Here is a 25036-nt window from a genome sequence, read left to right as displayed (position 1 = left end):
ACAACCTGCGGACGCCGCTGTCTTTCGTGCTGCATGCCGGCCTCAGGCGGCGTTACACTGGTAACGTCCAGCGCCAAGGTAGACGATCATGCAGAATTGTTCTCCCGAAGAAGTCCGCTCCCTCCTCGACAAGATCGAACAGTTGCCGGTGCCGTTCTTCAAGCGACTGATCGAGGCGAGCAACACGGGCATCATCATTTCCGACGCGAGCCTGCCGGACAATCCCATCGCCTACGTCAACCCCGCGTTCGAACGGATGACGGGTTACGCGCTGTACGAAGTCGTCGGCCGCAACTGCCGCTTCCTGCAGCGCGACGACCGCGACCAGCCCGAGATCGCGCTGATCCGCCACTGCGTCGAGCGCGCCGAGATCTGCACCGCGCTGCTGCGCAACTACCGCAAGGACGGCACCCCGTTCTGGTGCCGCATGCACCTGTTTCCCGTGCGCGAGAACGGGGACACGCCCACCCACTTCGTCGCCTTCCTGCAGGACGTGACGGAAGTCGTCGAAGCCGAGCAGGCCGCCGTGCAGGCGCGCGAACGCCTGAGCACCGTCCTTGAGAGCATCTCCGACGGCTGCGTGTCGCTCGACCGCGAGTGGCGCTTCACGTACGTCAACGCGCGCGGCGCGGCCTGGATCGACCGTCGCCCGGAAGACCTGGTCGGCAAGAACATGTGGACTGAGTTCCCGGAAGCCGTCGGCGGCCCGTTCTACGACGCCTACCAGCACGCGATGCACGACCGCGAAGTCGCCCGTTGCGAGAACTTCTACGCGCCGCTGGGCATCTGGCTCGAATTGCGCGTGTACCCGTCGCGCGAAGGCGTCACCGCGTTCTTCGCCGACGTCACCGAGCGCAAGGAAGCGGAGACGCGGCTGCTGCACCTGGCCACGCACGACAGCCTGACGGGCCTGCACAACCGCCTCAGTTGCCTGCGCGCGCTCGACGAGGCGCTGGCACGATCGGTCGAGGACGAGCGCCCGGTCGGCGTCCTGTTCGTCGACCTCGACCACTTCAAGGAAGTCAACGACGCCCATGGCCACCGCGCGGGCGACATGGCCTTGCAGGAAATCGGACGGCGCCTGGGCAGCCTCGCCGGCGCCGGCATCACGGTCGCGCGCATCAGCGGCGACGAGTTCGTGGTCGTCCTCGAAGGCATGAACGCCGATGGCGCGAAGGGTGTGGCCGCGGCCGTCCTGCAGCACCTCGCGACGCCCATCGCCGTCGACGGCCATTACGTGACGGTGGGCGGCAGCATCGGCATCGCGATCGGCAACGGCCGCGAGTATTCGGCCGACGAGCTGCTCAACAACGCGGACGCGGCGATGTACGAGGCCAAGGACAATGGCCGCCACACATACGCCATCTTCTCGACGGCCGCGCGCCACCTGCTCAAGCAGCGCCTGGAACTGCGCCAGGACGTGTTCTCCGCCCTTGAGCGCCGCCAGTTCGTGCTGTTCTACCAGCCGCAGGTGAGCGCCGTGAACGGCGCCGTCGTCGGTGCGGAGGCGCTGCTGCGCTGGGAACATCCGCGCCTCGGGCTGCTCGCCCCCGACCTGTTCCTGCCGATGCTGGAAGGCTCGCCCGCCATCACGGCCGTCGGCGCCTGGGTGTGCGAAGAAGCGTGCCGCCAGGCGCGCGAATGGGAATTGCTGGGCTACCGGCTGCGCATGGCGGTGAACGTCTCGCCGCGCCAGCTGACGGACGAAAACCTGCCGCCGCTGCTGAAGAACCTCGTCAACCGCTACGACCTGGACCCCGAGTGCATCAAGCTGGAAGTCACCGAGAGCATGCTGATGCAGGACATCGACAAGGCGGCGGCGGTGCTGCGCTCACTGCAGCGCGACGGTTTCCGCATCGCGCTCGACGACTTCGGCACCGGCTATTCGAACCTGTCGTACCTGCGCACGTTGCCGATCACCGCGATCAAGATCGACCGCTCGTTCGTGCGCGAGATCGAGCAGGACCGGCGCTGCCTGGACATCGTCAACGGTGTCATCGCCTTCGCCAAGTCGCTCAAGCTGGACGTGATCTGCGAGGGGATCGAGACGGAGCTGCAGAAGGAAGCCATCCGCTCGACCGGATGCGACGTGTTGCAGGGCTATTTGATCGGCAAGCCGATGCGGTCGGACGATTTCCGGGCGCTGCTGCTGGCGCAGACCGCGGCGCCAAACCAGGCCGGTCCAGGATGCAAGCCCTAGGACCATGAAAAAGGGCGTTGCGGGTATGAACCGAGCAACGCCCTGTCCGGCTGGCGGGGTCGTTCGACCCCAGGGTCTTACAACTTCCAGCGCAGGCCAACCGCGACCGAACGTCCAATCTGGAGCGTACCGAAATTGGTCAGCTGCGCGTTACCCGCGGTGCCGAAGTGGTAATAGGCCTGCTGCACTTCGTTGGTCAGGTTGACACCACTGATGTCGAGCGTCGTGTTGTCGTTGATCTTGTAGGAGATCTGCATGTCCACGCTCTTCTCCGGATGACGCCAGATACCGATCGGATTGGCAAACAACGCGGCTTCGTTGGAGGCCAGGAAGCCCGAGCGCCAGACCTGGGACAAGCGCGCGCTGATCGGGCCCTTTTCGTACGCCAGCGTGGCGTTGTAGGACTTGTTGGACACGCCGAAGAACGGTGTCTCGAGCTGCGAGACGATGACACCGGCATCATTAACCTCGGGCACGTTCTGCGACGAGGTGAGGCGCGTATAGCTGGCCTGGATGCCGAAGCCGTCCAGCGCGCTCGGCAGCCACTTCGGGAAGTAGATCAAGCCGAGCTCGGCGCCCTTCATGGTGCCGTCGGATGCGTTCGCCGGCGAGCTGATGACATAGTCATAGCCGTTCGTATGGTCGCCGCCTCCGGTCGAGTTGCGGAACGGGTCGTCCGCCGGATCGACGTGAACCTTGCGACGCGTATTCACGATCAGGCCGTCGATCTTGCGCTTGAACAGCGTACCGTAGAGTGCACTGTCCTTCTGGAAGTACCACTCAGCCGTCAGGTCGAGGTTCTTGGAGTGCGTGGGTTTCAGGTCGGGATTGCCGCCGCTGCCCGAGCCATAACCGACCCGCGAGACGTCATCACCGAGTTGATAGACAGGATTCAGATCACCGAAGCTCGGGCGGCGCAGGGTTTCACCATAGTTGAAGCGCAGCACGACGTCCTTGGATGGGTCGTAAATCAGGGTCATGCTCGGCAGGAACTTGTTGGTCGACTTGCTGGCGCTGGACGCCGTGACCGCCTTGGTGGTCGCATCCACCTTGTAGAAGTTCATGTCGGTCTTGACCTTGACGTAGCGCACGCCGAAATTGCCGCGCAGGCGATGGCCGAACAGGTCGTTCTGGGTATTCCCCATCAGGAACAGGTTGGTCGTCTTTTCATCGACGTCGAACGTCTTCTGCAGGCTCAGTTTGTCCGACGTCAGGAAGTTCGCATCGACCGAGTTATAAAGCTTGCGCCAGTCATCGATATGGTCACGGATGTAGTAGGCATTGGCCTCCACCCATGAGCGCGGAACGTCCGAGATCGCCGTGCCGAAGTTCGAGTTGACGGAGGCATACTCCGGCCCCAGGGAGGCGAGGCTGCGGCCCAGGAAGGCCGATTGCGCCCGGTTGGCCTCCGACGCCTTGCGGTCGTCGAAGCGCGCGCCGAACTGGAGCGTCTGCAGCGCACCCCAGTCGGCATCGAAGACGCCCGCCAGGCTGGCCGTCGCGGCGCTGCCCTTGTTGCGGTTGGCGTTATCGTAGAACTGCGCGACATTCCACTTGCTCGGGTCGGTCAGGTCGGCATCGTTGTTGAAATGGAACGCCGTGTTGTTGTTGCCGTCATTAAACTTGACGTTGATGGACGGCGCAACGCGATCGATGCGGGTGGCGGTGAATTCCGAGTGATAGGTACTCGTCTGGTACGACACGTCACCTTCCAGCTTCAGGCGGTCGCCAAGGTCCCATTTGCCGTTCAGGGCATACACGTAGGAATCGGTTGCCGACGTGGTGTAGTCGCCGCTGTTGAAGCCATAGACGTTGTTGACCGTACGGCTCTGGATGATGTTCGTTCCCGGGAACGTCGTGATCGACCCCGCGGGGTTGGCGCCGAGATCGCCCCACCAGTCGACGAAGCTGAACAACAGCTTGTTGAAGGTCTTGTTACGATAACCGTTGTACATCGATTCGAAGGTGTAGATCGAATCGCTGTTCGGTTTCCACTGCAGGGCGATGTTGGCGGAAGGACGCTCGCGCTCGCCCTGAAGGTCGTTCTGGAAAATGGCGTCACGCGACAGGTAGTACGGATACGCCTTGCCGTTGAAATCCAGCGTCGAACCCGCCGCGCTCGGCAAGCCGGGACGCGTACCAGGCGTCCAGATACTGGTATCGGTGATGCGCTGCAAGGGCGTATAACCGGCGGGGTCTTCGGCGGCATTGGGGCTGACGAACGGCACCATCGCACCCGGCGCCACGCTTTCATTGCGGTATTTCGTCTTGGTATCCGACAGATTGACCAGGGCGCCGAATTCGCCGAAGCCGGTTTGCCAGCGGTTGCTCAACATGCCGCTGAGCTGCGGGTTCCCCTTCTTCGCGGGATCGAGATAGGTTTCACGCGCCGACAGCGACACCTTCGAACCCTTGAAATCGAACGGCCGCAGCGACTTGACGTCAATCTGGCCTGCGATACCGGTTTCCAGCTGGCTGGCATCGCGCGTCTTGTAGACGTCGATCTGGCGCACCAGGGTCGACGGAATGTCCTGCAGCGCGACCTGCGTGCCGGAGGCGGTAAAAATGGTGCGGCCGTTCCAGGTGGTCTGCACGTCGGGCATGCCGCGGATGGACAGGGTGCCGACTTCGCCGCCGGCGCGGTCGGTGACCTGGATGCCCGTCACGCGCTGCAGCGCTTCGACGACATTGTTATCTGGCAGCTTGCCGATGTCGTCGGCAACGACCGATTCCACGACCTGGTCGTTGGTGCGCTTGATCGCCAGGCTCTTGATCAGCGATGCCTTGACGCCGGTGACCACCACGGTCTCGACCGGCTCTGTCTTTTCGGGGGCCGCTTGCGCCCATACCGAGGCGCTGGTGAGCAGGCCGGCGCCCATCAACGCAGTCACGGACACCTTCAGGGCCAAAGGACGTGCAGATAATTGCGATTTCATACGTCTCCTGTGTTTCTAGTTATAGAAATATTGACTTCTCAACTGGCATGTTTTGAATGTTAGAGACCCGGCAATGATCGATCCAATGATTTTTTCTGGGTTTCCCATATCGGTTTTGATATCAAACCAAACTTTGTGACAACAAATTGAAAGTCGATTTTGCGCGCCATCAAATGGCGCAAAAGTCGGTTTCCCATAGGGAAAACGCGGTGGGATGAGCGGAAAAAGGGAGACGATCCGCCGCACATGGGGCAGCGGTGACGAGGCGGCACAGGGAATGCCGCCATCAGGGCGGGATAGGTCAGAACGTAGCGGATCAGCAACAAAGATGTTTTTGCAGATCCGTGAAGCAAGTCAAATCAACTCGTGCGGCCGGGCCGTCCAGGCCGCGCCGGCGGTCTTTTCCACCTGCCGCTTGAACGCATGCAGGCTCACCACCATCAGCACGATCGGCACGAGCGTCAGGTAGAACGCGAAGTGCCCGTTCACGTGCCCGAACACATACCCCGTGATCAGCGACCCCGTGGTGCCGCCGAGGGCCGAGAAGATCACGAGCAGGCCCGTCATCGGTGCGTGCTGGTGGCGCGGCAGGGAACTCAGCATCACGGAATTGATGCCCGGGTAGATCGGCGCCATGAACAGGCCGATGAGCGGGAACAGGAAAGCGGCGACAGGTGCCGTCGACCACGTCACGTTCGGATCGTGATTGACGCCGTGCGTGAGCGGCAGCGTAAGAAGAACCGTCGCGCCCATCGCCAGCATGCACGCGGTCAGCACGGGATACCAGTTCAGGCGGCGCATCACGACGCCGGCCAGCAGGCGTCCCACCGCGAGGCAGCCCGCGAAGATGCTCGTCACCTGCACGCTCATCGTGGCGGGCAGCATCAGGATCTCGTTGTTGAACGTGGGGAGCCAGGAGCCGATCGCCTGCTCGACGAGGACGGACAGGAACGCCGTCAGCACGAACACGTACACGAGCGGCCGCACGAACAGGCGCAGCATCTGCAGGAAGTCGGCCGCCGGCCCGCGGCTGTCCGGCGGCGCGGCACCGACTTCGTCGAAGGTCGTCGCCAGCACGAGCGCAAACGTGGCCGCGCACAGGACGGACAACAGCCAGTAGACGTTCAGCCAGCTCGTCGACGCGGGATGCTCGGCATCGATGAAGAAGCCGAAGATCCAGTACGCCGACAGTACGCCGACCATGAAGAAGCCCTCCAGCATGTTCGTGATGCCCGCATGGTGCTTGCGGTCGCGCGCGACGAGGCCGATGGTCGAGTACACGGACACCTTCACCAGCGCGAACGCGACGCCCACGCACAGGAACAGCAGTTTCGCCGTCGCGAAGGCCGGGATCAGCGGCATCGCGAGCGTGGCGGCGGCGACGATCGCCAGCGCCACCAGCATCGCCTTCTTGTAGCCGAAGCGCGGCAGGGTCGACGCGACGAAGAACGACACGATCGCGATCGGCAGGTCCTTGAACCCTTCCAGCACGCTCGCCGCGCCCTTGTCGACGCCGTAGGTGTGAATGACCTGCAGGATCACCGTCCCCACGCTGTTGAGCAGGATGGCGAACACGAAATAAATCATGAACAGGGCGAGCAGGATGCGTCGTTGGTTCATGTTGTCTCCAGTTTTATAGTGGTTTTTTTAGTAGTCCTGCAGCCGGAACGCTTCCATCGACGGTATCACACGGTCGGCGCGATGCAGCACCGCGGGACTGCCGACACCGACGGCGAACATGCCCGCATCCTTGATCGACGCGACGCCCGCCGCGGCATCTTCCACGCCCAGGCAATCCCCGGGATCGACGCCCAGGTGCGCGGCCGCGGTGAGGAAAATCTCGGGATCGGGCTTGCCGTTGACGATGGTCGCGGCGTCGACGACGTCGTCGAAGCGGTCGCGTATGCCCAGGCGGTCCAGCACCGTGAACGCGTTGCGGCTGACCGACGCGAGGCCGATCTGGAGTCCGGCCGCGCGCACCTCTTCCAGCGCGCGCAGGGCGCCCGGCAGCAAATCGTCCGGCGTCATCGTCGCGATCAGTTCCTGGTAATGCGTGTTCTTCGCATCGGCCAGCGCGCGCTTTTCCTCGGGCGTGTACGTGCGCGGTGCGCGCGCGAGGATCAGGTCCAGGGAACCCATGCGGTCGACGCCCTTCAGTTGTTCGTTGAACGCTTCGTCGAAGGGCGCATCGACGCTGTCCGCGAGGCGCTTCCACGCCAGGTAGTGGTAGTGCGCCGTGTCGGTGATGACGCCGTCGAGGTCGAAGATGACGGCTTTGAATCGTGAAGTCATTGTGGGTTCTCCATGCGGATGTGGGCGCGCTGCGCGTCCAGGGCGATCGTGGTGCCGGCGTGCGCGAAGGTGAGACCGGCGCCGCGCAGCAGGCGGTAGTCGGTGCCGGTGCCGTCGACCGCGACTTCCAGCAGCGCACCGCGCACCTGCGCCTTGAAGCGGTAGCCCGTCCACCGGTCGGGAAGCGTCGGCGCGAAGCGCAGGCCCGCGTCGTCGAGGCGCATGCCGGCGAAGCCGTAGGCGACGCCGAGCCACGTGCCGGCCATCGCGGCCGTGTGTACGCCGTACTGCGTGTTCGCGTGCGTGTTGTCGAGGTCCAGGCGCGCCGTCTCCATGAAGTAGCCGTACGCCTTGTCGCGGTAGCCGATCTCGCTCGCGACGATGCTGAAGATGCACGAGGACAGTGAGGAATCGTGCGTCGTCACGCCCTCATAGAAATCGAAGTCGCGGCGCTTGTCGTCGAGCGAGAACTGGTTCGACAGCAGCAGCAGCGCCAGCACGACGTCGGCCTGCTTGCACACCTGGTGGCGATAAATCACCAGCGGGTGGTAGTGCAGCAGCAACGGGTAATTCTCCTTCGGCGTGTTCGCGAAATCCCACGGTTTCTTGGACAGGAAGCTGTCGTCCTGCTCGTGGATGCCGAGCGCGTCGTCGTACGGCAGGCGCATCGCGGCGCTGGCCGCGCGCCAAGCCTGGATCTCGGCGTCCTCGAGGCCGATGGCGTGCGCCACGCGCGCGTAGTCGGCTGGACGCTCGGCACGCAGGCGCTCGGCGACGTCCGCCGCGAACGTCATGTGCATGCGCGCCATTGCGTTCGTGTAGTAGTTGTTGTTGACGATGGCCGTGTATTCGTCCGGTCCCGTCACCGCGTTGATGCAAAAGCGGTGCGCGCGGTCGTAGCTGCCGATGCCCGTCCAGATGCGCGCCGTTTCCAGCACGATCTCGGCGCCCTGCTCCGCCATGAAGTCGAAGTCGCCGGTCGCCAGCAGGTATAAACGGATCGAGTACGCGACGTCCGCGTTGATGTGGTATTGCGCCGTCCCGGCCGGGAAGTAGGCCGAGCATTCCTCGCCCGCGATCGTGCGCCACGGGTACAGCGCGCCTTTCGCATGCGCCATCTGGCGGGCGCGCTCGCGTGCCTTCGGCAGGCCGTTGTAGCGGTACTGCAGCAGCGCGCGCGCGATCTCGGGACGCGAGTACAGGAAGAACGGGAAGACATAGATTTCCGTGTCCCAGAAATAGTGGCCTTCGTAGCCTTCGCCGGTCACGCCCTTGGCCGCGATATTCGTCTTGCCGTCGCGGCCGACCGATTGCAGCAGGTGGAACTGGTTGAAGTGCACGCCCTGCTGCAGGGCGTCGTCGCCGGCGATGGCCACGTCGGCGTCTTCCCAGAAGCGCGCGAGGTACCCGGCCTGTTCGCGCGCCAGCGCATCGAAGCCGGCGGCGCGGGCCTGCGCCAGCTCGGCGTGCGCGTGCGGGCCGACGGCGTCGGCCGCCATGTCGCGCGAGCTCGCGTAGGCGACGTATTTGTGCACGGTGAACGTGGCGCCCTGCGCGACATCGGCATCGAACGCGTGGCCCAGTCCGACCTGCTCGACGCGGGCGGCGCTGGACGGCACGGCATCCGTCGCCGTGGCCAGCGTAAAACCGCTGTGGCGCGTGCGCTGCAGCAGCAGCACGTCGTGTGCGCCGGGCTCGCTGCCCACCTTGCGCTGCGTCTCGATCAGCGACGCCCCCGTCAGCGCGGAACCGACGCGCGGGTCGTCGCCGGCCTGCAGGTTCGTCACGTCCGCATCGATGTCGGCGACGATGCGCACGGCGCCCGAGAAATTCAGCGGCGTGACGGCGTATTCGATCGCGGCGACGTGCTTGCGGCCGAGGGACACGAGACGGCGGCTGGCGATGCGCACGCGCTTGCCGCTGGCGGTCTCCCATTCGACCGTGCGCTCGAGCAGGCCGGTGCGGAAGTCGAGCGTGCGTTCCCACGCGAGCACGTTGCAGGCGTCCAGCGCAAAGCGTTCGCCATCGATGACGGCCGCGATGCGCTTGGCGTTCGGCACGTTCAGCATGAATTCGTTGATGCGGGCCAGGCCGTAGGCGTTTTCCGGATAGCGGATGGCTTCGGTGTCGTGGAAGCCGTTCAGGTACGTGCCTTCCAGGGTGTCGCCCGCACCGCCGACGGTGCCCTCGTCCGGCGTGCCGCGCATGCCGATCCAGCCATTCCCCAGGGTGAACAGGGTCTCGTGCAGGAAGGCGCGCGAAGACTCCAGCGTATCTTCGCGGATGCGCCACGGTTCGGCCGCCAGTCCGTTATTGTTATCGATGTCATTGGTGTTATCGATGTCATCTTTCACTTCAGTTTCCTCGTCTCGTGCGCGGAGCGCGTTCTTCAAGCTTATGGGTGATGTAGCGTGATCAGGTGTGGCGTACGATCAGCGTGGTCGGCAGCATTTCCGATTGCGCCGGCTGGCCTTCGATCATGGCCAGCATTTTTTTCGCGAGCAGCACGCCGCCGTCGCGCAGGTATTGGTGGACGCTCGTGAGCGGCGGCACGAAGCTGGCGGCGCCCGGCGTGTCGTCGTAGCCGATCACGGAAATATCGTCGGGCACGCGCAGGCCCGCTTCCGTCAGCGCGCGGATGGCGCCCATGGCCAGCAGGTCGCTGGCGGCGAACAGGCCGTCGATGCTGTGGCCGTTCTTCTTTTTCAGGATCGACGTCACGCAGTCGAAGCCCGCTTCGAACGTGAACGCCTTCGGACGCAGGATGTGCACGGTGGCGCGGCCGGACAGCGCGTCGATGAAGCCGGCGCAGCGTTCCTGCACCTCGGCGTGGTCGACGTCGCCGACGAAGATCAGCTTGCGCCGGCCCTGCTCCAGGAAGCGCTCGGCGACGCTGGCGCCGCCCTTGCGGTTGTCGGAGCCGACGACCGTGTACGTGGCGCCCTCTTCCGGCGCGCCCCATACGACGAGCGGCAGCGTGGTCTGCTGCAAGGCCTTCACCGCCTCGCCGTGCGAGCCCTGGCCCAGCAGGATCAGGCCGTCGGCGCCCTGTACCGGGGCCGTGTCGAGCAGCTGCTTGGACGTGAGCACGACGCTGTAGCCGGCGGTGGTGAGTTCCTGGGTGATACCGCCCAGGAGTTCGAGCGGATACGGGTCGGACATCGGCCGGCCCTTCACGGGCGTCATCTCGACGACGACGGCGACGGAATACGACCGGCGCATGCGCAGGTTGCGGGCGCTGATGTTGAAGCGGTAGCCCTGCTCCTGCGCGATCTTGCGGATCTTTTCCCGCGTGTTTTCCGTCACGAGCGGACTGTCGCGCAATGCCCGCGACACCGTGATCGTGGAGACCCCGGCGATCTTCGCCAGGTCTTCCATCGTCACGGCGGTATCGCCGGGCTGGTTTTTTTTCGCTTGCGCCATGTCGTTCGTGAGCAATAGGTCGTGAGAAATAAGCTTGGGGTAGCGGTAACAGATTACTTGAGCGGGATGGATTATGACAGATTTTTTTGTCGTGTCGACAAAAAATGACATCGATAGCATTTTGATTGACATCGATGTCAATCCGATGTTTCAATGGCCGCAGTTTCCTTGTCGAACCATCAATCGCCAGGAAAACCGGGGAGGAGACGCCCCGCAGCCGGTTCCCAATCACAAGAGAGCACAACATGAAAAACACCATGCAGTTCCCGCAACCGTCAGCAATTGCCCTCGCTGTCCTCGCCCTCGTTGCCCAGTCCCAGGCGGTCGCTCAGGACAATGTCCAGAAAGAAATCCAGCAAGTCGTCGTCACCGGTACGGCATCGGCCTCCGGCACGCGCAAGATCGACACGAGCTTCTCGATCACGACCGCGACCGAAGAACAACTGAAGCAGGCCGCGCCGTCCAGCACGGCCGACGTGCTGAAGATCGTGCCGGGCGTGTATGCCGAAGCGACGGGCGGCCAGTCCGGCGCCAACATCGAAGTGCGCGGCTTCCCGTCGGGCAGCGACTCGCCGTTCGTCTCCGTGCAGATGAACGGCAACCCGATCTTCCCCGTGCCCGTGCTGTCGTTCTTCGAAGGCTCGTCCGCGTTCCGCCTGGATGACACGATCGAGCGCGTGGAAGTGCTGCGCGGCGGTCCGAGCACGATTTACTCGAGCGGCCAGCCGGGCGCCACGATGAACTTTATCATGAAGAAAGGCGGCGACGAGCCGGAAGGCAGCCTGCGCTTCACGACCGGTACCGGCAGCCTGCGCCGCTTCGACGGCGTCTACAGCGGCAAGATCGCCGACGGCTGGTACGGCATGATCGGCGGCTTCTACCGCACGACGAACGGCGTGCGCGACGCCGGCTTCCCGGCCGACGACGGCGGCCAGCTTTCCGCCTCGCTGACCCGCAAGCTGGACCAGGGCGAACTGACGGTCTACGCCCGCTCGACGTCGGACAAGAACGCCTTCTACACGGGCGTGCCGCTGATCTCGTCGAACAACGGCCACACGATCTCGTCGTTCCCCGGCTTCGACCCGCTGCGCGGCACCCTGATGAGCAACGAGATGCGCAACTTCACGGTGGAAGCGGGTCCGGGCAAGACCCTGACGTACGACCTGGGCGACGGCCGCGGCCTCTCGTCGAACCTGGTCGGCGCGGACTTCCAGCAAAAGCTCAACGGCTGGGACGTGTCGAACAAGTTCAACTACTTCAAGGGCGACCTGAACACGATCGCCATGTTCACGGGTAACAACCCGCTGAGCGCGGCCGACTACGTGAGCCAGGCCATCACGTCCGCCAACGGCAATGCGGCCGTGGTCGCGGCAGCAGGCGCGCCGGCTACCAGCGGCGCCATCACCTACACGAACGGCGGCGGCACCGTCGCGGGCAACCAGCAGGTGGTGCAGGCGGGCCTGTGGGCCGTCGAGAAGAAGCTGCGCTCGTTCACGGACGAGTTCCGCGTCTCGAAAGACATCGGCAACGACAACACGATCACCGCCGGCGCTTACATCGCGAACTACTCGTCGCACGACGTCTGGTATCTGGGCAACAGCCACCTGATGACGGCGACGCCGAACGCGCGCCTCATCGACGTCAAGCTGAACAACGGTGCCGTCGTCTCCAAGAACGGCACGGACGGCAACGTGTTCTACGCGCCGATCGCCTCGTACGACGGCCGCAACACGGCGGTGTTCATCGCCGACGAATGGCGCATCAACGACCGCATCAAGGTCGACGCCGGCATGCGCCACGAGAAGCAGCACATCTCGGGCTCGATCTCGAACCTGACCTCGGTCGATCCGGACAACAATGCGCTGACGGTCTACAACAACGGCACATCGACGCCGAGCGGCAGCTTCACGGGCCTGTCGCGCGACGACACCGCGAACTCGTTCACCGCGGGCGGCCTGTACAAGCTGACCAAGGATTCCAGCGTGTTCGTGCGCGCCAACCAGGGCCACACGTTCATCTACTTCGACGACCTGCGCAACGCCGGCACGCAGGATGTCGTGAACGATCGCAATCGCGTCCCGACGCCGAAAGTCACGCAGTACGAGATCGGCTACAAGACGGCGACGCCGCTGTACAGCGCCTACGTGAACGCATTCTTCACGGACTTCACGGGCATCTCGTTCCAGCAGATCACGACGTCGGGCGTGCTGTATTCGGTGAGCGGCTCGCACGGCAAGGGCGTGGAATTCGAACTGGCCCTCCGTCCGCTCAAGGGCCTGCAACTGCAGCTGACGGGCGACTGGCAGGATTCGACGTACAAGGACAATCCGACCATCGCCGGCAACCAGGTGCAGCGCCAGCCGAAGTTCCAGTACCGCTTCTCGCCGAGCTACCGCCTGCCGATCGGCGACTACGCGCTGCGCTTCTACGGCACCTACTCGCACATCGGCGCGCGCTGGGCGGACCAGCAGAACACCCAGTACCTGCCGTCGTATAACACGCTGGACCTGGGCATCCTGGCCGAGCTGTCCGACAAGCTGGAATTCCGCGTCACGGGCACCAACGTGAACAATTCGCTGGGCCTGACGGAAGGTAACTCGCGCCTCGTCGGCGCCAGCACCGGCCCGATCAACGCCCGTCCGATCTTCGGCCGCGCGTGGGAGGCGTCGCTGACCTACCGCTTCTGATGTAACGCTTTACCTCCTCTTCTGCTGTACCCTCTTGGCGGGACTTCGGTCCCGCCCTTTTTATGGCTGCGCGCCCCGGCAATAAGTCCGAGGCAGTTATCGTGCAGGCTGAAAAGCCCGTTGGCTTTCATGAGCATCCATGCTCGTTTGCCAGATTGCGTCGAAGCGTTTTTGCGCGCGTGCGATTTCATCCGGGCTGAGATTTGCAAATTGATTCGTGTTGCCGCCCCATACTGGGTTATTGCTATCGCCGACTTTTTCCGCTACCAGCCGCCAGGCGTAAGCTTCCACAAGATCGTTCTCGTCAAAACTGTGTTTCGCGAGTACAGATGCAGCGCGGCTGAAACCAGCGCCAAAGGCATCGGTCAAATACTGCTTGGCGATGGCTTTTGGATCCCCGTTCTTCGGAAACTCGGGATCGGAATAGATGATATTTGCCTCGTTATAATATTGCTCAGCGAGCTGCAGCATGGCGTCGCCATCGTGCAGCTTGGCCAGCTTTTTTAACGTCTTCAAATCCATCTCGTAGTATTCGGGGGGCGACCCATATCCAAGGCTTTCCATTTTCTTTTGGCGGGCGTGGATATGAGCGGGTTGCGGTGGTGCGCTCGTTGCATCGGCCTGGCCGAATCGTTCGTCCAACCAGGCCAGCGATCCATGGTCTGTCGAACGTGGCTGCTCGACATTGCGTGGGGCTACCGCTGCGATATCCGCATCGGCAGCGGCGCGTTGCGGCGCGTGCGTCCCATGAAAGAACCATGCGATAAGTGCTACGAACAGGGCGCCTGCACAATAGATTTTCTTTGATGTCATGGCGGTTTGACACATGTGTTGCAAACGGCAGGCCACATGGCAATCGCCGGGCCTGCATCGTCGATCTGACCGCGAGCGGGTCGTAGATCAGTGGCACGTCCCCATCACGGCACCGGCGTTCACAAACTGGCTGGCCAATACTTGCGCCTGTGCATAGGTACATGCGTAGACATAGCTGTTGGACTGATAATTCGTCCCTGGACGCATGCAGATCGGGTAAGCCGTCTTGGCATTACCGTCCGGACACACAGTACTGTCCCCAGGCGTGGACCAGTAAGGCACGCCCTGCGAAGTCGATGTCATCAGCGTCAGCTTTCCGTCCGGCCAAATCGTCAATCGTGCACTGGGGTCGTTGACGCCCGCTTGGGCCGTGCCGGATGACCATGCCGCCGTCCCAAAAGCCGGGTAAGGACCGCTATACACGACAAAATTCTTGTCGGTCTGAACGACGGCCCAGGCGCCAGCGCCGGCCGGCTTTCCGGTCGTCCAGATCACTTTCCCGTCCGCCTTGCGGTAGACGACCAGGTTGCCGTCCGTGCCCTGCATGACGAGCATGTATTTTCCGTTCCCGGATTCCAGCGTTTGACCAGCCGTCAGGGGGACGAGCGCACTCAGCGAATCACCTGCTTGAGCAAAACCGGTAGCGGCCATGGCAGCGGCGAAAACGCCCCCCAAAATTAAGCGTTTCATAAATCTCACTTTCAAATCGCGGTTGAATAAATGTGTCCAGTCCGACCAAAGTCGGCGCCGAGATTGTTACACAAAAATATGAATTTCGTCCGCAATTTGATTCATGGATTTTACGTTTTTATTCGCTATCCGCGATTATTTGTGATATTCAAGAATACCTTTTTCAATCTGAATTTCACATTATCCAATAGCACAGGCGCGATTATCGACTACAGCGACATTCACAAATAGTTTCAGTTGCCAGACAAATGGGAACACAGCCTTTTTTTGTCTTTCAGGATTCGCGCGTCAGCGCCACGGCTGCGGCCAGCACGACGATCGCCGCCACCGCATACGGCGCACTCGCCGCGACGCCGTACAGCCAGGCCGACGCCAGCGGACCCGCCGTCCGGGCGATGGCCTGCTGCGCCTGGTTTGCGCCCTGCACTTCGCCCTGCCGTTCCGCCGGCGCGGCATTGGCGATCAACGCGCTCGCGGATGGCTGGAACAGGCCGTCGCCGAACGTGAAGATCGCGATCCCGGCCGCGAGCAGCGGCACGATGGCGTGCAGCGGCAGCAGCGCGACGATGGCGAGGCCGAGTCCATTGATCGCGAGGCCGGCAGCGGCGACGCGGCGCTCGCCGAAGCGGGTTTGCAGCCGCGGCGCGGCGAAGCCCTGGCTGACGATGTCCATCACGCCGACGCCGGCCAGCACCAGCCCGATGCTGCCGGGCTGGAAGGCCAGCAAGTCCTTGAGCAGCACCGTCAGGTTCGCCTGCAGCACCGTGCCGCCCAGCGCGAAGCAGAACACGACCGCGAACAGCAGGCGCAGGCGCGTTTCGCGCAGCGCGCGCAGCAGTTGGCCCACGGCGTTGAACTGGCCCCAATGCAGGCGTACGCTGCGGCGCGCGTGCGGATGGCTTTCCGGCATGCAGAACCAGACGAGCACACAATTCAGCAGCGCCACGGCGGCAGCGCCATACAGCGGCGCCGCCAGCGACACCTGGCCGAGCGCCCCGCCGAGGATGGGCCCCACCATGAATCCAAGGCCCCCGGCAGCGCCGAGCATGCCGAACGCCGGGCCGCGTTCGGCGGGGCCGTGGGTGTCGGCGACATACGCATACAGTGCCGAGATGCTGCCGGCCGTCAGGCCTTCGATCACGCGGCCCAGCACCAGAACCCATAACGCCCCGCCGACGCCGAACACGGCGAATCCCAGCGCGGAACCGCACAGCGACACCAGCATCACCGGCCGCCGCCCGAAGCGATCGCTCAGCGCGCCGAGCACGGGCGCGGCGACGAACGAACAGAGCGCGTACAGGGCGAGGATCAGCGACACCCACCAGGCGACGTCCGGTGCGGCGACGTAGCGCGCCACCGAAAACGGCAGCACGGGAATGATCAGGGTAAAGCCGGCGAAATTGAAGAAGACGGACACGGCGATGATGCCGGTGCGTCCGGTGAAACGAGGGATGATTGAGGATGACGATGCGTCCATGGACTGCTCCTTGATCGTCTGTTCGACCGGAGCAGTGCATCGACATGACGACCACACGGACGAACAGTTGGCGCCAACCGGCGCCAGTGTTCGTCGAGGGTTCGCATGCGCGGACGCATGAAACAGAGCTTTCGTTTCCGAAAGGACTTGGGCCTACCTATAACCAAGTCTGCCTTTTCCGACTCTGCGAGTCTAACGTGGTTTTGCTTACCCGGCAATCAGAAGCCGACCTTCACCCCCGCCGACCACACGCCCGCGCGCGCGCCGAAGTCCTTGCGCTTGCCGTAGTTCTCGTACTCGCCGACGAGGGACAGCGTGTCGTTCAGCTTGTACTGCGCGCCCACGCCGGCATACACGTCGTTGTCGTTCTCCGTTGCCGAGTAGCCGATGTCGTTGTTCCACTTGCGCTGGCTGTGCGCGAGGCCCAGCTTGCCGTACGCGGAAAAGCGGTCGGTGATGGGCACCGTGTACTTCGCGGCGACGTACGCGCCGTATCCCTTCGTCGTCGTCTTCACGCCGCCCGGGACGCCCGTCAACGCTTCCGAATACTGGCGGTCGCGGCTGGAGAAATTGACGTAGCCCGCTTCCACGCCCAGGTTGTTCGAGAAGTCCACGCCGCCGAAGATTTTCGCGTCGGCATTACGGCTGTCGGTATCCCGGTTGCTGGTGCTCGCGACGCCCGCGCCGATATACGGCCTGAACGTCGTCGACTGCTGCGCGTGGGCGGCGGTGCCGGCAACAAGCGTGGCAGTGGCGAGGGCGAAGGTCAGTGCTTTCATTGCTATCTCCTGTGGTGGTGTGAGGCCGCCACGATAGCAATGTGTTCAAGAACGAAATATTGGGGATTGGTAAGGATCTGTTACCGCTGTGCATATAGATGACCCGCAGATCAAATATGCATGCAGACAAGCAAAAGTGCGTTGCAAGCCGTAGCGCGGCGTTGGCTGCACGATCCCAGCCATACGCCGACGCTACTTCTGTTTCACTTGCTTACGATTGTGAGGATCATTTAACGCCATTGCTCACGTTGATGAACGGGACCGCGCCACCGGCCACGCTGGGCAGCTTGCCATCCCACTTCTCGATGGCCATGCGCTGGTTTTCCATCTCGCGCAGGCGGATCAGTTCCGGCGTCACCTGCTGGCGCTGCACGGCCAGCGATTCGGCTTCGGCCCTGGCCTGGGCGACGCGCTGCTTCGCCTCCACCTCGATGCGCTGCAGGTCGCGTTCCGCCTTCAGCTTGAGCTGTTCGGCCGTCGTCTTCGCTTCGATCGCCTCATTGAACGAGCGCGAGAAATTGAAGTTCACGATCGAGAACTCGTCCACCACGATGCCGTGGCGCGCCAGCCGTTCGCGCAGCTGGGTGACGATCTGGTCGCGCACCTCGGTACGCTTGGCGATCAGTTCCTCGGCCGTGAAGCGGGCCGTGACGGCCTTCACCGCTTCCTGCACGGCGGGGATGATGATGCGCTGGCCCGGCTCGTTGCCCAGGTCGCGGAACACCGTCATCGCGGCATCCGGACGGACATGGTAGTTCAGCGCCACGCGGGTGTGCACGGTCTGCAGGTCGCGCGAGGCGGCATCGCCATCGCCTTCGCCCTTCTGGATCGAAACGTTGACGAGGTTGAGCTTCTGCGCGATCGGCACGCGGAAGTGGATGCCCTCGCTCAGCACCTGGTCGCTCGGGCTGCCGAACGTCGTCATCACGCCGCGATGGCCGGCCGGCACCGTCCCGAACGGCGCCAGCGCGAACAGCAGGATCAGCACGACGACGGCGATGACAAGCTTCACGCCCGCGTTCAATGACACTCGATTCATTTCAATTCCCTTTCAGCTCTGGTTCCGCCGATCGACTCTGGATCGGCAGGTCGTCTTATATTGACGACGGACAAAGTGTAAAGCTGTCAGAGGAACAATAGAATCAGAAATATCAGAAGCAGAAGTTCGGGAAAGCCGAAGCGCTGGATTCAGGCCGCCGCGATGGCAGCGGCGAAGGCGCGATAGCTGCGCAGCGGACGGCCCAGCAGCGCGGTCAGGCGTGCGACGTCGCCGGCTTCCGGCACCATGCCGTCGGTGGCGAAGCGCTCGCTCATCAGGCGCATGTCGTAGGCCATCCAGGCCGGCATGAACTGGCGCAGGTTCTGTTCGAAGGCGGCCGTGTCGTCGCCGCCGTACGCGATCGGACGCTGCAAGACGTCGGACCAGATCGCGGCGATGTCGGTCCCCGTCAGCGTGTCCGGGCCGACGACGTTGATGCGTTCGAGCGGCAACGGCTGCGCGGCATCGTGGCGGCGGATCAGCTCGATGGCGGCCACCTCCGCGATGTCGCGCGCATCGACCATCGCGAGGCCCCTGGCGCCGACCGGCATCGGATACACGCCGTAGCCCAGCACCACGTCCTTGATCGTGACGTCGTTGTCGATGAAATAGGCCGGACGCAGGATGGTGGCGGCAAAGCCCATCTGCTCGATCATCCGCTCGACGCCGAATTTACCGGCGAAGTGCGGCACGTTCACGTACAGGTCGCTGTGGATGACGGACAGGTAGACGACGCGCTGCACGCCCGCTTCCCGCGCCACGTTCAGCGTGACGAGCGCCTGCGTGAATTCGTCCGGGACGACGGCATTCAGCAGGAACAGCGTCGATACGCCGTCGAATGCGCGGCGCAGGGCATCCACGTCGAGGAGGTCGCCCTGGACGACGTCGACGCCGCTCGGAAAGTCGGCCTTGGCGGGATTGCGGACGAGTGCGCGCACGGGGGCGCCGCGCTGCACGAGCTGGTTGACGACGTGGTGGCCGATGTTGCCGGTGGCGCCGGTGACGAGAATGGTCATGATGTGTGCTCCTGTTGGGTTGTGAAAAGTGTCGGTTGACGCTTCACAGATTAGCCATCCCGCAGGCGGACCGATAGACGGTAATATTGGACATCCCGTCTCACAGGTGGAACACATGGACTTGCTTGCCCTCGCCGATTTCAATCTCGTCGCCCGCCACGGCGGCTTCGGCCGCGCCGCCCGGGAGACGGGCCGGCCGAAGGCGACCCTGTCGCGCCGCGTCGCGGAGCTGGAAGCGGATCTCGGCCTGCGCCTGTTCGAACGGGGCGCGCGCCTGCTGAAGCTGACGCAGGAAGGACGCGCGCTGTACGAGCGGACCGGGGCACTCCTCGCGGAGATCGACGAGACGGCGGCGGCCCTCGCCTCGGGCGGCGACCGGCCGCGCGGCCGGCTGCGCATCAGCGCCCCGCTGCTGTTCTCGCAGACGGCGATGGGCACGCTGGCCGCAGGCTTCGCGCGGGCGTATCCCGACGTGCGGCTGGAGGTGACGACGGAAGACCGGCCGGTGGACATGGTCGAGGAAGGCTACGACCTCGTCATCCGCGTGAATCCCGATCCGGACGAAAACCTCGTCGGCCGCATCTTCCTGCGCGACCGGCTCGTCGTCGTGGCGGCACCGCATCTGGCGCGGCCGGCCGATGGGGCGCCCGTGCCCGCCGTCGTGCGGCCCGTGGGCGACCAGGCGACGTGGCAAGTGGCGGGCGCGCCGGACATCGCGATCGACCCGATACTGCGCCTGTCGTCGCTCGTCATGGTGCGCGACGCGGTGCGGGCCGGCGTCGGTGCGGGCTGTTTGCCCGCGTCGGTCGTCAGTCACGATCTCGCGGCGGGGCGGCTGGTGCGCTGGGGCGACGTGGCCGGGCCCGAGATCGCGCTGTGGGCGCTGTACCCGTCGCGCAGGCTGCTGAGCGCGCGCGTGTCGGCCTTCCTCGATTTTCTGAAAGCGGCGTTTCCGAAAGGGACGCCGGACGAGCTGGCTGCCTATCTCGCGCCGTGATCAGCGCACGAGCCGCGGTGCCACGCCTTCGTTCGTCATGACCACGGGCCGGATCGTGCCGTCGTCGTTGAAGTAGAGGCGCTCGACGGCCAGCTCGCGATGGTTGCCGTCGGTCTCGCCCAGCGGGCGGCGGTGGTAGGCGATGTACCACTCGTCGGTGCCGGGCACGTTGACGATCGAGTGGTGGCCCGCGCCACGCGCGATCTTGCCATCCTGCGCGAGGATCGTGCCGATGCGCTTGAACGGTCCGAATGGCGACGGGCCCATCGCATACGCGACGCGGTAGTCCGGCCCGGTCCACTCCCCTTCCGACCACATGAAGTAGTACACGCCACGGCGCTTGGCCATGAACGGACCTTCCACGTAGTCCGGATCGGGCGTGATGTCCTTGTACGTGGTCCCGTCCGGGAGCGGCACGACACCGAGCAGGTCCGGCGCGAGTTTCACGACGTTGGCGTGCTTCCAGCCGCCGTAGACCATGTACGCCTGGCCGTCGTCGTCCTTGAATACCATCTGGTCGATCGGCTGCGCGCCATTGTGGATCCGGCCGATCAGCGGCTTGCCGAGGGCATCCTTGAACGGACCATCGGGCCGGTCGCTGACGGCCACGCCGATGCCGCCCAGCTGGTCGTTGCTCTTGATGTCGTTCGCGCCGAAGAACAGGTAGTACTTGCCGTCGTGCGCGATGGCCGACGGCGCCCACACGGCGTACGCGGCCCAGGCCACGTGCGCGACGTCGAGCACGCGCTCGTGCCGCGTCCAGTGCACGAGGTCGCGCGACGAGAACGCGTCGAAGAAGGTCTGCTTCAGGAACGGCGCCCAGATCAGGTCCGAGCGGGCCCGCATCCGCTGCTGGTCCGGCGTGAAGGCCGTCGGCCGCGCCGGTTGTTCGTAGTCCGCGGAATACGTCGGATAGATCCAGTACGTGTCGCCGAACAGGCGGATTTCCGGATCGGCATACCAGCCCTTGACGATCGGGTTGGCCGCCTGCGCGTGCAGCGCGACGGCGGCGGCCGTGGCCAGCAAGGCGCGCTTCATCGCGGCAGCGTGAAGCGGAACGTGGGTTCGATGCCGCGCGCGTGCAGGACGCGCACGATGTCTTCCAGCGTCGCGTCCTCCAGCAGCAGGCCGTCGGCGGCAAGAGGCGGCGGCGCGGCGGCAGGTGCCGCGGGGGTCTCGAGCCGCGCCAGCGCGGCGCTGAACTGGCCGGGCGCGATGCTGTCCAGGCTTTCCAGGAACGCGACCTGCCCCGTCGCGGGCGGCGCCATGTCGAGCCCGGACTCGTCCGCGAACGACGCGCCCATGCCCGGATGGATGAACGCGGCCCACGTCCCGGCCGCCGCGTTCGGGCACGGCGGCAGTTCCACGGGGACGCCGATGGTGTCGGCGGGCGGCAGCGTGTCCGGCCACAACCGGCCCAGGCCGGCGACAAAGCGGCGCGCGTCGGCGACTGGCACGGGCGCCGCCAGCGACAGCCACAGCATGAAGCCGCCGGTGCTCGTCACGCTCACCGCGGGGGCCGGGAAGCCGAAGTCGGCCTGCAGTCCGTTCGCGACGGTGCACAGGCGTTCCCAGTGCTGGGCGTCCGCGCCGGGCGCCTTGCGGAACGGGATCGCGATGGCGCGCACGAGGCCCGCGCCGGAGACGAGGTCCGCGGCCGGGCCGGGGCCGCGCTGCGCCGCCGGGCTGTCCGGCAGCAGGTACAGGCGGTTCAATTCAGAGAGCAGTTTATCCATGCCCGCGATTGTGACACAGGCTCAGAAACCCATCTTGAACTTGGCCTGCAGGCCCGAGTTATTGGTCTCGCTGCCCCATTTCTTCGCGCTGTTGCCGTACTGCTCGTAGCCCGCCGTCACGGACGCCTTCTCGCTGACCTTGTAGCGCGCGCCCATGCCTACGTACGGGCCGACGTCCGTGTCCGACACGGTGTTGCGGAGACTCTTGTCGTGGGCCACCCGCTCGCTGACGGCGACGCCCAGCTTGCCGTAGGCGGAGAACTGGTCGTTGACGGGCACGTTGAGCCGCGCCGCCAGGTAGCTGTTGGCGCCCTTGGTGCCGAGCGCGCCGTTCACCTCGTCGGGCCGGGCGTAATCGGCGAAGTGGAAGCCGCGCGTGTACAGGTTCGCGTAGCCCGTCTCGATGGCGAAGTTCGGCGCCAGGTTGACGCCCGCGAACAGCTTGGGATCGGAGACGTAGACGCCGAACGCGCTCTTGTCCTGGTGGCGCAGGCCATCGGTTTCCGCCGCATTGCCCATGTACGTGCGCGGGACGGGCTGGATCTTCGCGAACGGCGGGGACAGCGTGCGCGTGGCCGACAAGTCCTTCGATGCCGCCGCGCTGTCCAGCAGCTGCGCGTGCGCGCCGCCAGCGGCGAGCAGCCCAGCGGCCAATGCGAGATGGATGGTGTTCATGCGTGTCCCCTTTGTCATGGAAGCCTCCGATCAGGATAGCAGTCCGTGTTCAAGATCGCATCATCCGGCGCGTAAGCGTTTGTGACTAAAAATATGCATTATTCAAGGGTGGTCGGCCAGTTTGCCGCGCAGCATGTCCAGCTGCCGCTTGAGCGCAGCGAGATCGGACGGTTCGCACGTGGTGGCGCACAGCACGCCGTCGTGGATCGCGGCGGCTTCCTGCTCCAGCGCGCGGCCGGCGGGACTCAGAGCCACGACGACCTGCCGTTCGTCGGCGGCGGAACGGGTCCGGCTCACCAGGCCGGCCGCCTCCAGCCGCTTGAGCAGCGGCGTCAGCGTGGCCGAGTCCAGGAACAGCCGGGCGCCGATCTCGGACACCGTCTGCTCGTCCTTTTCCCACAGCACCAGCATGACGAGGTATTGCGGGTAAGTCAGGTCCAGCTTGCGCAGCAGCTTGCGGTACACCTTGTTCATCGCCAGACCGGTCGAATACAGCGCAAAGCACAACTGGTCGTCGAGCAGCGGGGTCCGCTTGCCTTGCTTGGTCGATGTGTCGTTCGCTTCCATGGTTTGCCTATCGGATCGAGGCAGCCTCCACATCAGTGTAGACCTTTTACGGCCGGCCAGCGCACGGCATCACGCGGCCGCCTCGTGTCCCTCGCGCGACACGACGCGGTTGCGGCCGGCATCCTTGGCCTCGTACAACAGTCGGTCGGCCACGTCGACCCAGGCCAGCGGATCGTCGCGCTCGGCCAGCGCCGGATGGCCCACGTACAGGCCCATGCTGAGGGTGACGCGGCCGGTCGGGTTGTCCGCGTGGCGCAGGTCCAGGTCCACCACGGCCGCGCGGATCGTGTCGGCCACCGCGTTGGCGCCGGTGAGGTCGGTGTCGGCGAGGATGATGGCGAATTCCTCGCCGCCGTAGCGCGCGGCCAGGTCGCCCGGCCGCCGCGCCCCGCTCTCGATGGCACCGGCCACCTTGCGCAGGCACTCGTCGCCGGCGGCGTGGCCGTAGCGGTCGCTGTACTGCTTGAAGTGGTCGACGTCGGCCAGGATGAGGGCGAACGGCGCCCCGCTGCGGCGCGCGCGCTCGTATTCGCGCACGAGGCGGTCTTCGAACAGGCGGCGGTTGGCCAGGCCCGTCAGCGCATCGCTGTCGGCCAGGTTCTGCAGCGACGCGTTGTGGCGCCTGAGCGAGACGCCCACGCGGATCAGGTCGCGCTCGAGCCGTTCGCGGACGCGGATCTGGCGCACGAGGATCACGCCGCCGCACGCCAGCAGGAGCATTGCCGCCGCGCCCAGGATCGCCGTCTGCACCGTGGTGCGGCGCCATCCGGACAGGACCTCGTCCGTCGCCTGCCCGCTGGCGACGAACAGCGGATAGCCCACCAGGTGCCGGTAGCTGTACAGGCGCTCGACGTTGTCGATCCGGGGCGTCGCCACCATCGAGCCGGCCTGGCCGTCGCGCTGGATCTGCTGCCAGATGGTGCCGTTGCGGATGTCCATGCCGACCTGGTCGTCGTGGAACGGCCGGCGGTAGATCAGCGTGCCGTTGTCGAGCGCGAACAGGATCGTGCCGTTCTCGCCGACATCGAAACTGTCGTAGAAGCGGCCGAACCACGCCAGGTTCAGCGTGGCCAGCACCACGCCGGCAAAGCTGCCGTCGGGTGCTTCGAGGCGGCGCGACAGTGGCAGGATCCACACCCCGGTCGACCGGCTGCGCACGGGCACGCCCACGTGCGTCCCGCGCCCGCTGTGCAGCAGGTGGAACTGGAAGTATTCGCGGTCGAAATTATTGCCCTGCATGGGGCGCGGCAGCGACGATGTCAGCCACTTGCCGTCCGGCCCGTACACGAACAGGCCGTGCAGTTCGCCCATGTCGTGCGTGATCGCGCGCAGCCGTCCCGTCAGGCGTGCCGTGGCGGCCTCGCCCAGGCCATCGTGCTCGACGCGCTCGACCATCTCGGTCAGCACGGCGTCCCCCAACCGGATCGACGTCTCCGCATGCGTCGCGAGCGCCCGCGCCATATTGGCCGTGGCGACGCGGCTGTCTTCCCGTTCGGCCTCATAGGCATGCCAGGCGCTCCAGCCCTGCAGGCCGCCCAGCAGCAGGCAGAAGCAGGCGAGCAGCCCGACAGCCAGCGCGACCAGCGGCCGGCGCTGGCCGTCGGGCGCGGACAATCCCTGGCCGTCGTGGTCGGCGGCGCTGTGGTTGGCATCGTGCATGGTGCGGACTCCCCTCCGGCTCCAGCTTATCCGCGTCGGCGCCCGCCGTC

Annotated in this window: 19 protein-coding genes; 3 read left to right on the top strand and 16 right to left on the bottom strand. The window is 64.9% G+C overall.

The window, feature by feature from the left end; all coding sequences use genetic code 11:
• Positions 1-88 precede the first annotated feature (88 nt).
• Positions 89-2200, top strand: a complete 2112-nt coding sequence (locus ASD28_RS08590; RefSeq protein ID WP_056126349.1) for a GGDEF and EAL domain-containing protein — start codon at positions 89-91, stop codon at positions 2198-2200.
• A 77-nt stretch (positions 2201-2277) separates the two neighbouring features.
• Here the strand turns inward: ASD28_RS08590 and ASD28_RS08585 are convergent, their stop codons facing one another.
• The 5 genes from ASD28_RS08585 to ASD28_RS08565 form a co-directional block, all read right to left on the bottom strand.
• Positions 2278-5136: a TonB-dependent receptor gene (locus ASD28_RS08585; protein ID WP_056126345.1), complete on the bottom strand. Its 2859-nt coding sequence runs from the start codon at positions 5134-5136 to the stop codon at positions 2278-2280.
• A 354-nt stretch (positions 5137-5490) separates the two neighbouring features.
• Complete coding sequence (locus ASD28_RS08580) at positions 5491-6756, bottom strand: sugar MFS transporter (protein WP_056126343.1); 1266 nt, start codon at positions 6754-6756, stop codon at positions 5491-5493.
• 27 nt (positions 6757-6783) lie between these two features.
• A complete protein-coding gene (gene pgmB / locus ASD28_RS08575) occupies positions 6784-7428 on the bottom strand; it encodes a beta-phosphoglucomutase (RefSeq protein WP_056126341.1) in 645 nt (214 codons plus the stop codon).
• Positions 7425-9782, bottom strand: a complete 2358-nt coding sequence (locus ASD28_RS08570; protein ID WP_229412384.1) for a glycosyl hydrolase family 65 protein — start codon at positions 9780-9782, stop codon at positions 7425-7427. Before ASD28_RS08570 ends, pgmB begins: the two co-directional genes overlap by 4 nt.
• A 61-nt stretch (positions 9783-9843) precedes the next feature.
• Positions 9844-10851 (bottom strand): LacI family DNA-binding transcriptional regulator, encoded by a 1008-nt coding sequence (locus ASD28_RS08565; protein WP_056126339.1) that lies wholly within the window; start codon positions 10849-10851, stop codon positions 9844-9846.
• A gap of 245 nt (positions 10852-11096) precedes the next feature.
• Here ASD28_RS08565 and ASD28_RS08560 point away from each other — a divergent pair, with 245 nt between their 5' ends.
• Positions 11097-13538, top strand: coding sequence for a TonB-dependent siderophore receptor (locus ASD28_RS08560; protein ID WP_056126338.1), 2442 nt, complete (start codon positions 11097-11099; stop codon positions 13536-13538).
• Positions 13539-13634: 96 nt separating this feature from the next.
• On the opposite strand, the gene ASD28_RS31730 is transcribed toward ASD28_RS08560, so the two are convergent.
• From ASD28_RS31730 to ASD28_RS08530, 6 genes are all read right to left on the bottom strand, one after another.
• The gene (locus ASD28_RS31730) at positions 13635-14351 is read right to left on the bottom strand and encodes a hypothetical protein (RefSeq protein ID WP_156403956.1); all 717 of its coding nucleotides are present in this window, start codon (positions 14349-14351) and stop codon (positions 13635-13637) included.
• Positions 14352-14438: 87 nt separating this feature from the next.
• Entirely contained in the window at positions 14439-15041 is a 603-nt protein-coding gene (locus ASD28_RS08550; protein WP_056126333.1) for a hypothetical protein, read from the bottom strand.
• Positions 15042-15315: 274 nt separating this feature from the next.
• Complete coding sequence (locus ASD28_RS08545) at positions 15316-16518, bottom strand: MFS transporter (RefSeq protein ID WP_200949012.1); 1203 nt, start codon at positions 16516-16518, stop codon at positions 15316-15318.
• A gap of 218 nt (positions 16519-16736) precedes the next feature.
• Positions 16737-17297: a porin family protein gene (locus ASD28_RS08540; RefSeq protein WP_056126331.1), complete on the bottom strand. Its 561-nt coding sequence runs from the start codon at positions 17295-17297 to the stop codon at positions 16737-16739.
• Positions 17298-17523: 226 nt separating this feature from the next.
• Positions 17524-18336 carry a prohibitin family protein gene (locus ASD28_RS08535; protein WP_056126330.1) on the bottom strand — a complete coding sequence of 271 codons (813 nt, stop codon included), beginning with the start codon at positions 18334-18336 and terminating at the stop codon, positions 17524-17526.
• 149 nt (positions 18337-18485) lie between these two features.
• Entirely contained in the window at positions 18486-19352 is an 867-nt protein-coding gene (locus ASD28_RS08530) for an SDR family oxidoreductase (RefSeq protein ID WP_056126329.1), read from the bottom strand.
• Between the two features lie 115 nt (positions 19353-19467).
• On the opposite strand from ASD28_RS08530, the gene ASD28_RS08525 reads away from it, so the two are divergent.
• On the top strand, positions 19468-20349 hold the full coding sequence (locus tag ASD28_RS08525) for a LysR family transcriptional regulator (RefSeq protein ID WP_056126327.1): 882 nt from the start codon (positions 19468-19470) through the stop codon (positions 20347-20349).
• On the opposite strand, the gene ASD28_RS08520 is transcribed toward ASD28_RS08525, so the two are convergent.
• The 5 genes from ASD28_RS08520 to ASD28_RS08500 all read right to left on the bottom strand — a co-directional run bounded on the left by ASD28_RS08520 (position 20350) and on the right by ASD28_RS08500 (position 24986).
• Positions 20350-21387: a glycoside hydrolase family 43 protein gene (locus ASD28_RS08520; RefSeq protein WP_056126325.1), complete on the bottom strand. Its 1038-nt coding sequence runs from the start codon at positions 21385-21387 to the stop codon at positions 20350-20352. It lies immediately after the preceding gene.
• Complete coding sequence (locus ASD28_RS08515) at positions 21384-22085, bottom strand: hypothetical protein (protein ID WP_056126323.1); 702 nt, start codon at positions 22083-22085, stop codon at positions 21384-21386. Before ASD28_RS08515 ends, ASD28_RS08520 begins: the two co-directional genes overlap by 4 nt.
• 21 nt (positions 22086-22106) lie before the next feature.
• Positions 22107-22760 carry an outer membrane beta-barrel protein gene (locus ASD28_RS08510; RefSeq protein WP_056126321.1) on the bottom strand — a complete coding sequence of 218 codons (654 nt, stop codon included), beginning with the start codon at positions 22758-22760 and terminating at the stop codon, positions 22107-22109.
• Between the two features lie 102 nt (positions 22761-22862).
• Positions 22863-23327 (bottom strand): MarR family winged helix-turn-helix transcriptional regulator, encoded by a 465-nt coding sequence (locus ASD28_RS08505; RefSeq protein WP_056126319.1) that lies wholly within the window; start codon positions 23325-23327, stop codon positions 22863-22865.
• Between the two features lie 69 nt (positions 23328-23396).
• Entirely contained in the window at positions 23397-24986 is a 1590-nt protein-coding gene (locus ASD28_RS08500; RefSeq protein ID WP_056126317.1) for a GGDEF domain-containing protein, read from the bottom strand.
• Between the last annotated feature and the right edge of the window lie 50 nt (positions 24987-25036).

Source organism: Massilia sp. Root133, assembly GCF_001426525.1.
GTDB lineage: Bacteria > Pseudomonadota > Gammaproteobacteria > Burkholderiales > Burkholderiaceae_D > Telluria > Telluria orientalis.
Note: the sequence above shows the minus strand (reverse complement) of the source record. Positions and strands in the feature narration are given on the sequence as shown.

Bases quoted from the DNA above. Each gene is read 5' to 3' on its own strand.
- ASD28_RS08590 (WP_056126349.1), top strand. From the start codon at position 89: ATGCAGAATTGTTCTCCCGAAGAAGTCCGCTCCCTCCTCGACAAGATC.
- ASD28_RS08550 (WP_056126333.1), bottom strand. From the start codon at position 15,041: ATGAAACGCTTAATTTTGGGGGGCGTTTTCGCCGCTGCCATGGCCGCT.
- ASD28_RS08510 (WP_056126321.1), bottom strand. From the start codon at position 22,760: ATGAACACCATCCATCTCGCATTGGCCGCTGGGCTGCTCGCCGCTGGC.
- ASD28_RS08560 (WP_056126338.1), top strand. From the start codon at position 11,097: ATGAAAAACACCATGCAGTTCCCGCAACCGTCAGCAATTGCCCTCGCT.
- ASD28_RS08540 (WP_056126331.1), bottom strand. From the start codon at position 17,297: ATGAAAGCACTGACCTTCGCCCTCGCCACTGCCACGCTTGTTGCCGGC.
- ASD28_RS08520 (WP_056126325.1), bottom strand. From the start codon at position 21,387: ATGAAGCGCGCCTTGCTGGCCACGGCCGCCGCCGTCGCGCTGCACGCG.
- ASD28_RS08525 (WP_056126327.1), top strand. From the start codon at position 19,468: ATGGACTTGCTTGCCCTCGCCGATTTCAATCTCGTCGCCCGCCACGGC.
- ASD28_RS08515 (WP_056126323.1), bottom strand. From the start codon at position 22,085: ATGGATAAACTGCTCTCTGAATTGAACCGCCTGTACCTGCTGCCGGAC.
- ASD28_RS31730 (WP_156403956.1), bottom strand. From the start codon at position 14,351: ATGACATCAAAGAAAATCTATTGTGCAGGCGCCCTGTTCGTAGCACTT.
- ASD28_RS08505 (WP_056126319.1), bottom strand. From the start codon at position 23,327: ATGGAAGCGAACGACACATCGACCAAGCAAGGCAAGCGGACCCCGCTG.
- ASD28_RS08585 (WP_056126345.1), bottom strand. From the start codon at position 5,136: ATGAAATCGCAATTATCTGCACGTCCTTTGGCCCTGAAGGTGTCCGTG.
- pgmB (WP_056126341.1), bottom strand. From the start codon at position 7,428: ATGACTTCACGATTCAAAGCCGTCATCTTCGACCTCGACGGCGTCATC.
- ASD28_RS08545 (WP_200949012.1), bottom strand. From the start codon at position 16,518: ATGGACGCATCGTCATCCTCAATCATCCCTCGTTTCACCGGACGCACC.
- ASD28_RS08500 (WP_056126317.1), bottom strand. From the start codon at position 24,986: ATGCACGATGCCAACCACAGCGCCGCCGACCACGACGGCCAGGGATTG.
- ASD28_RS08565 (WP_056126339.1), bottom strand. From the start codon at position 10,851: ATGGCGCAAGCGAAAAAAAACCAGCCCGGCGATACCGCCGTGACGATG.
- ASD28_RS08530 (WP_056126329.1), bottom strand. From the start codon at position 19,352: ATGACCATTCTCGTCACCGGCGCCACCGGCAACATCGGCCACCACGTC.
- ASD28_RS08580 (WP_056126343.1), bottom strand. From the start codon at position 6,756: ATGAACCAACGACGCATCCTGCTCGCCCTGTTCATGATTTATTTCGTG.
- ASD28_RS08535 (WP_056126330.1), bottom strand. From the start codon at position 18,336: ATGAATCGAGTGTCATTGAACGCGGGCGTGAAGCTTGTCATCGCCGTC.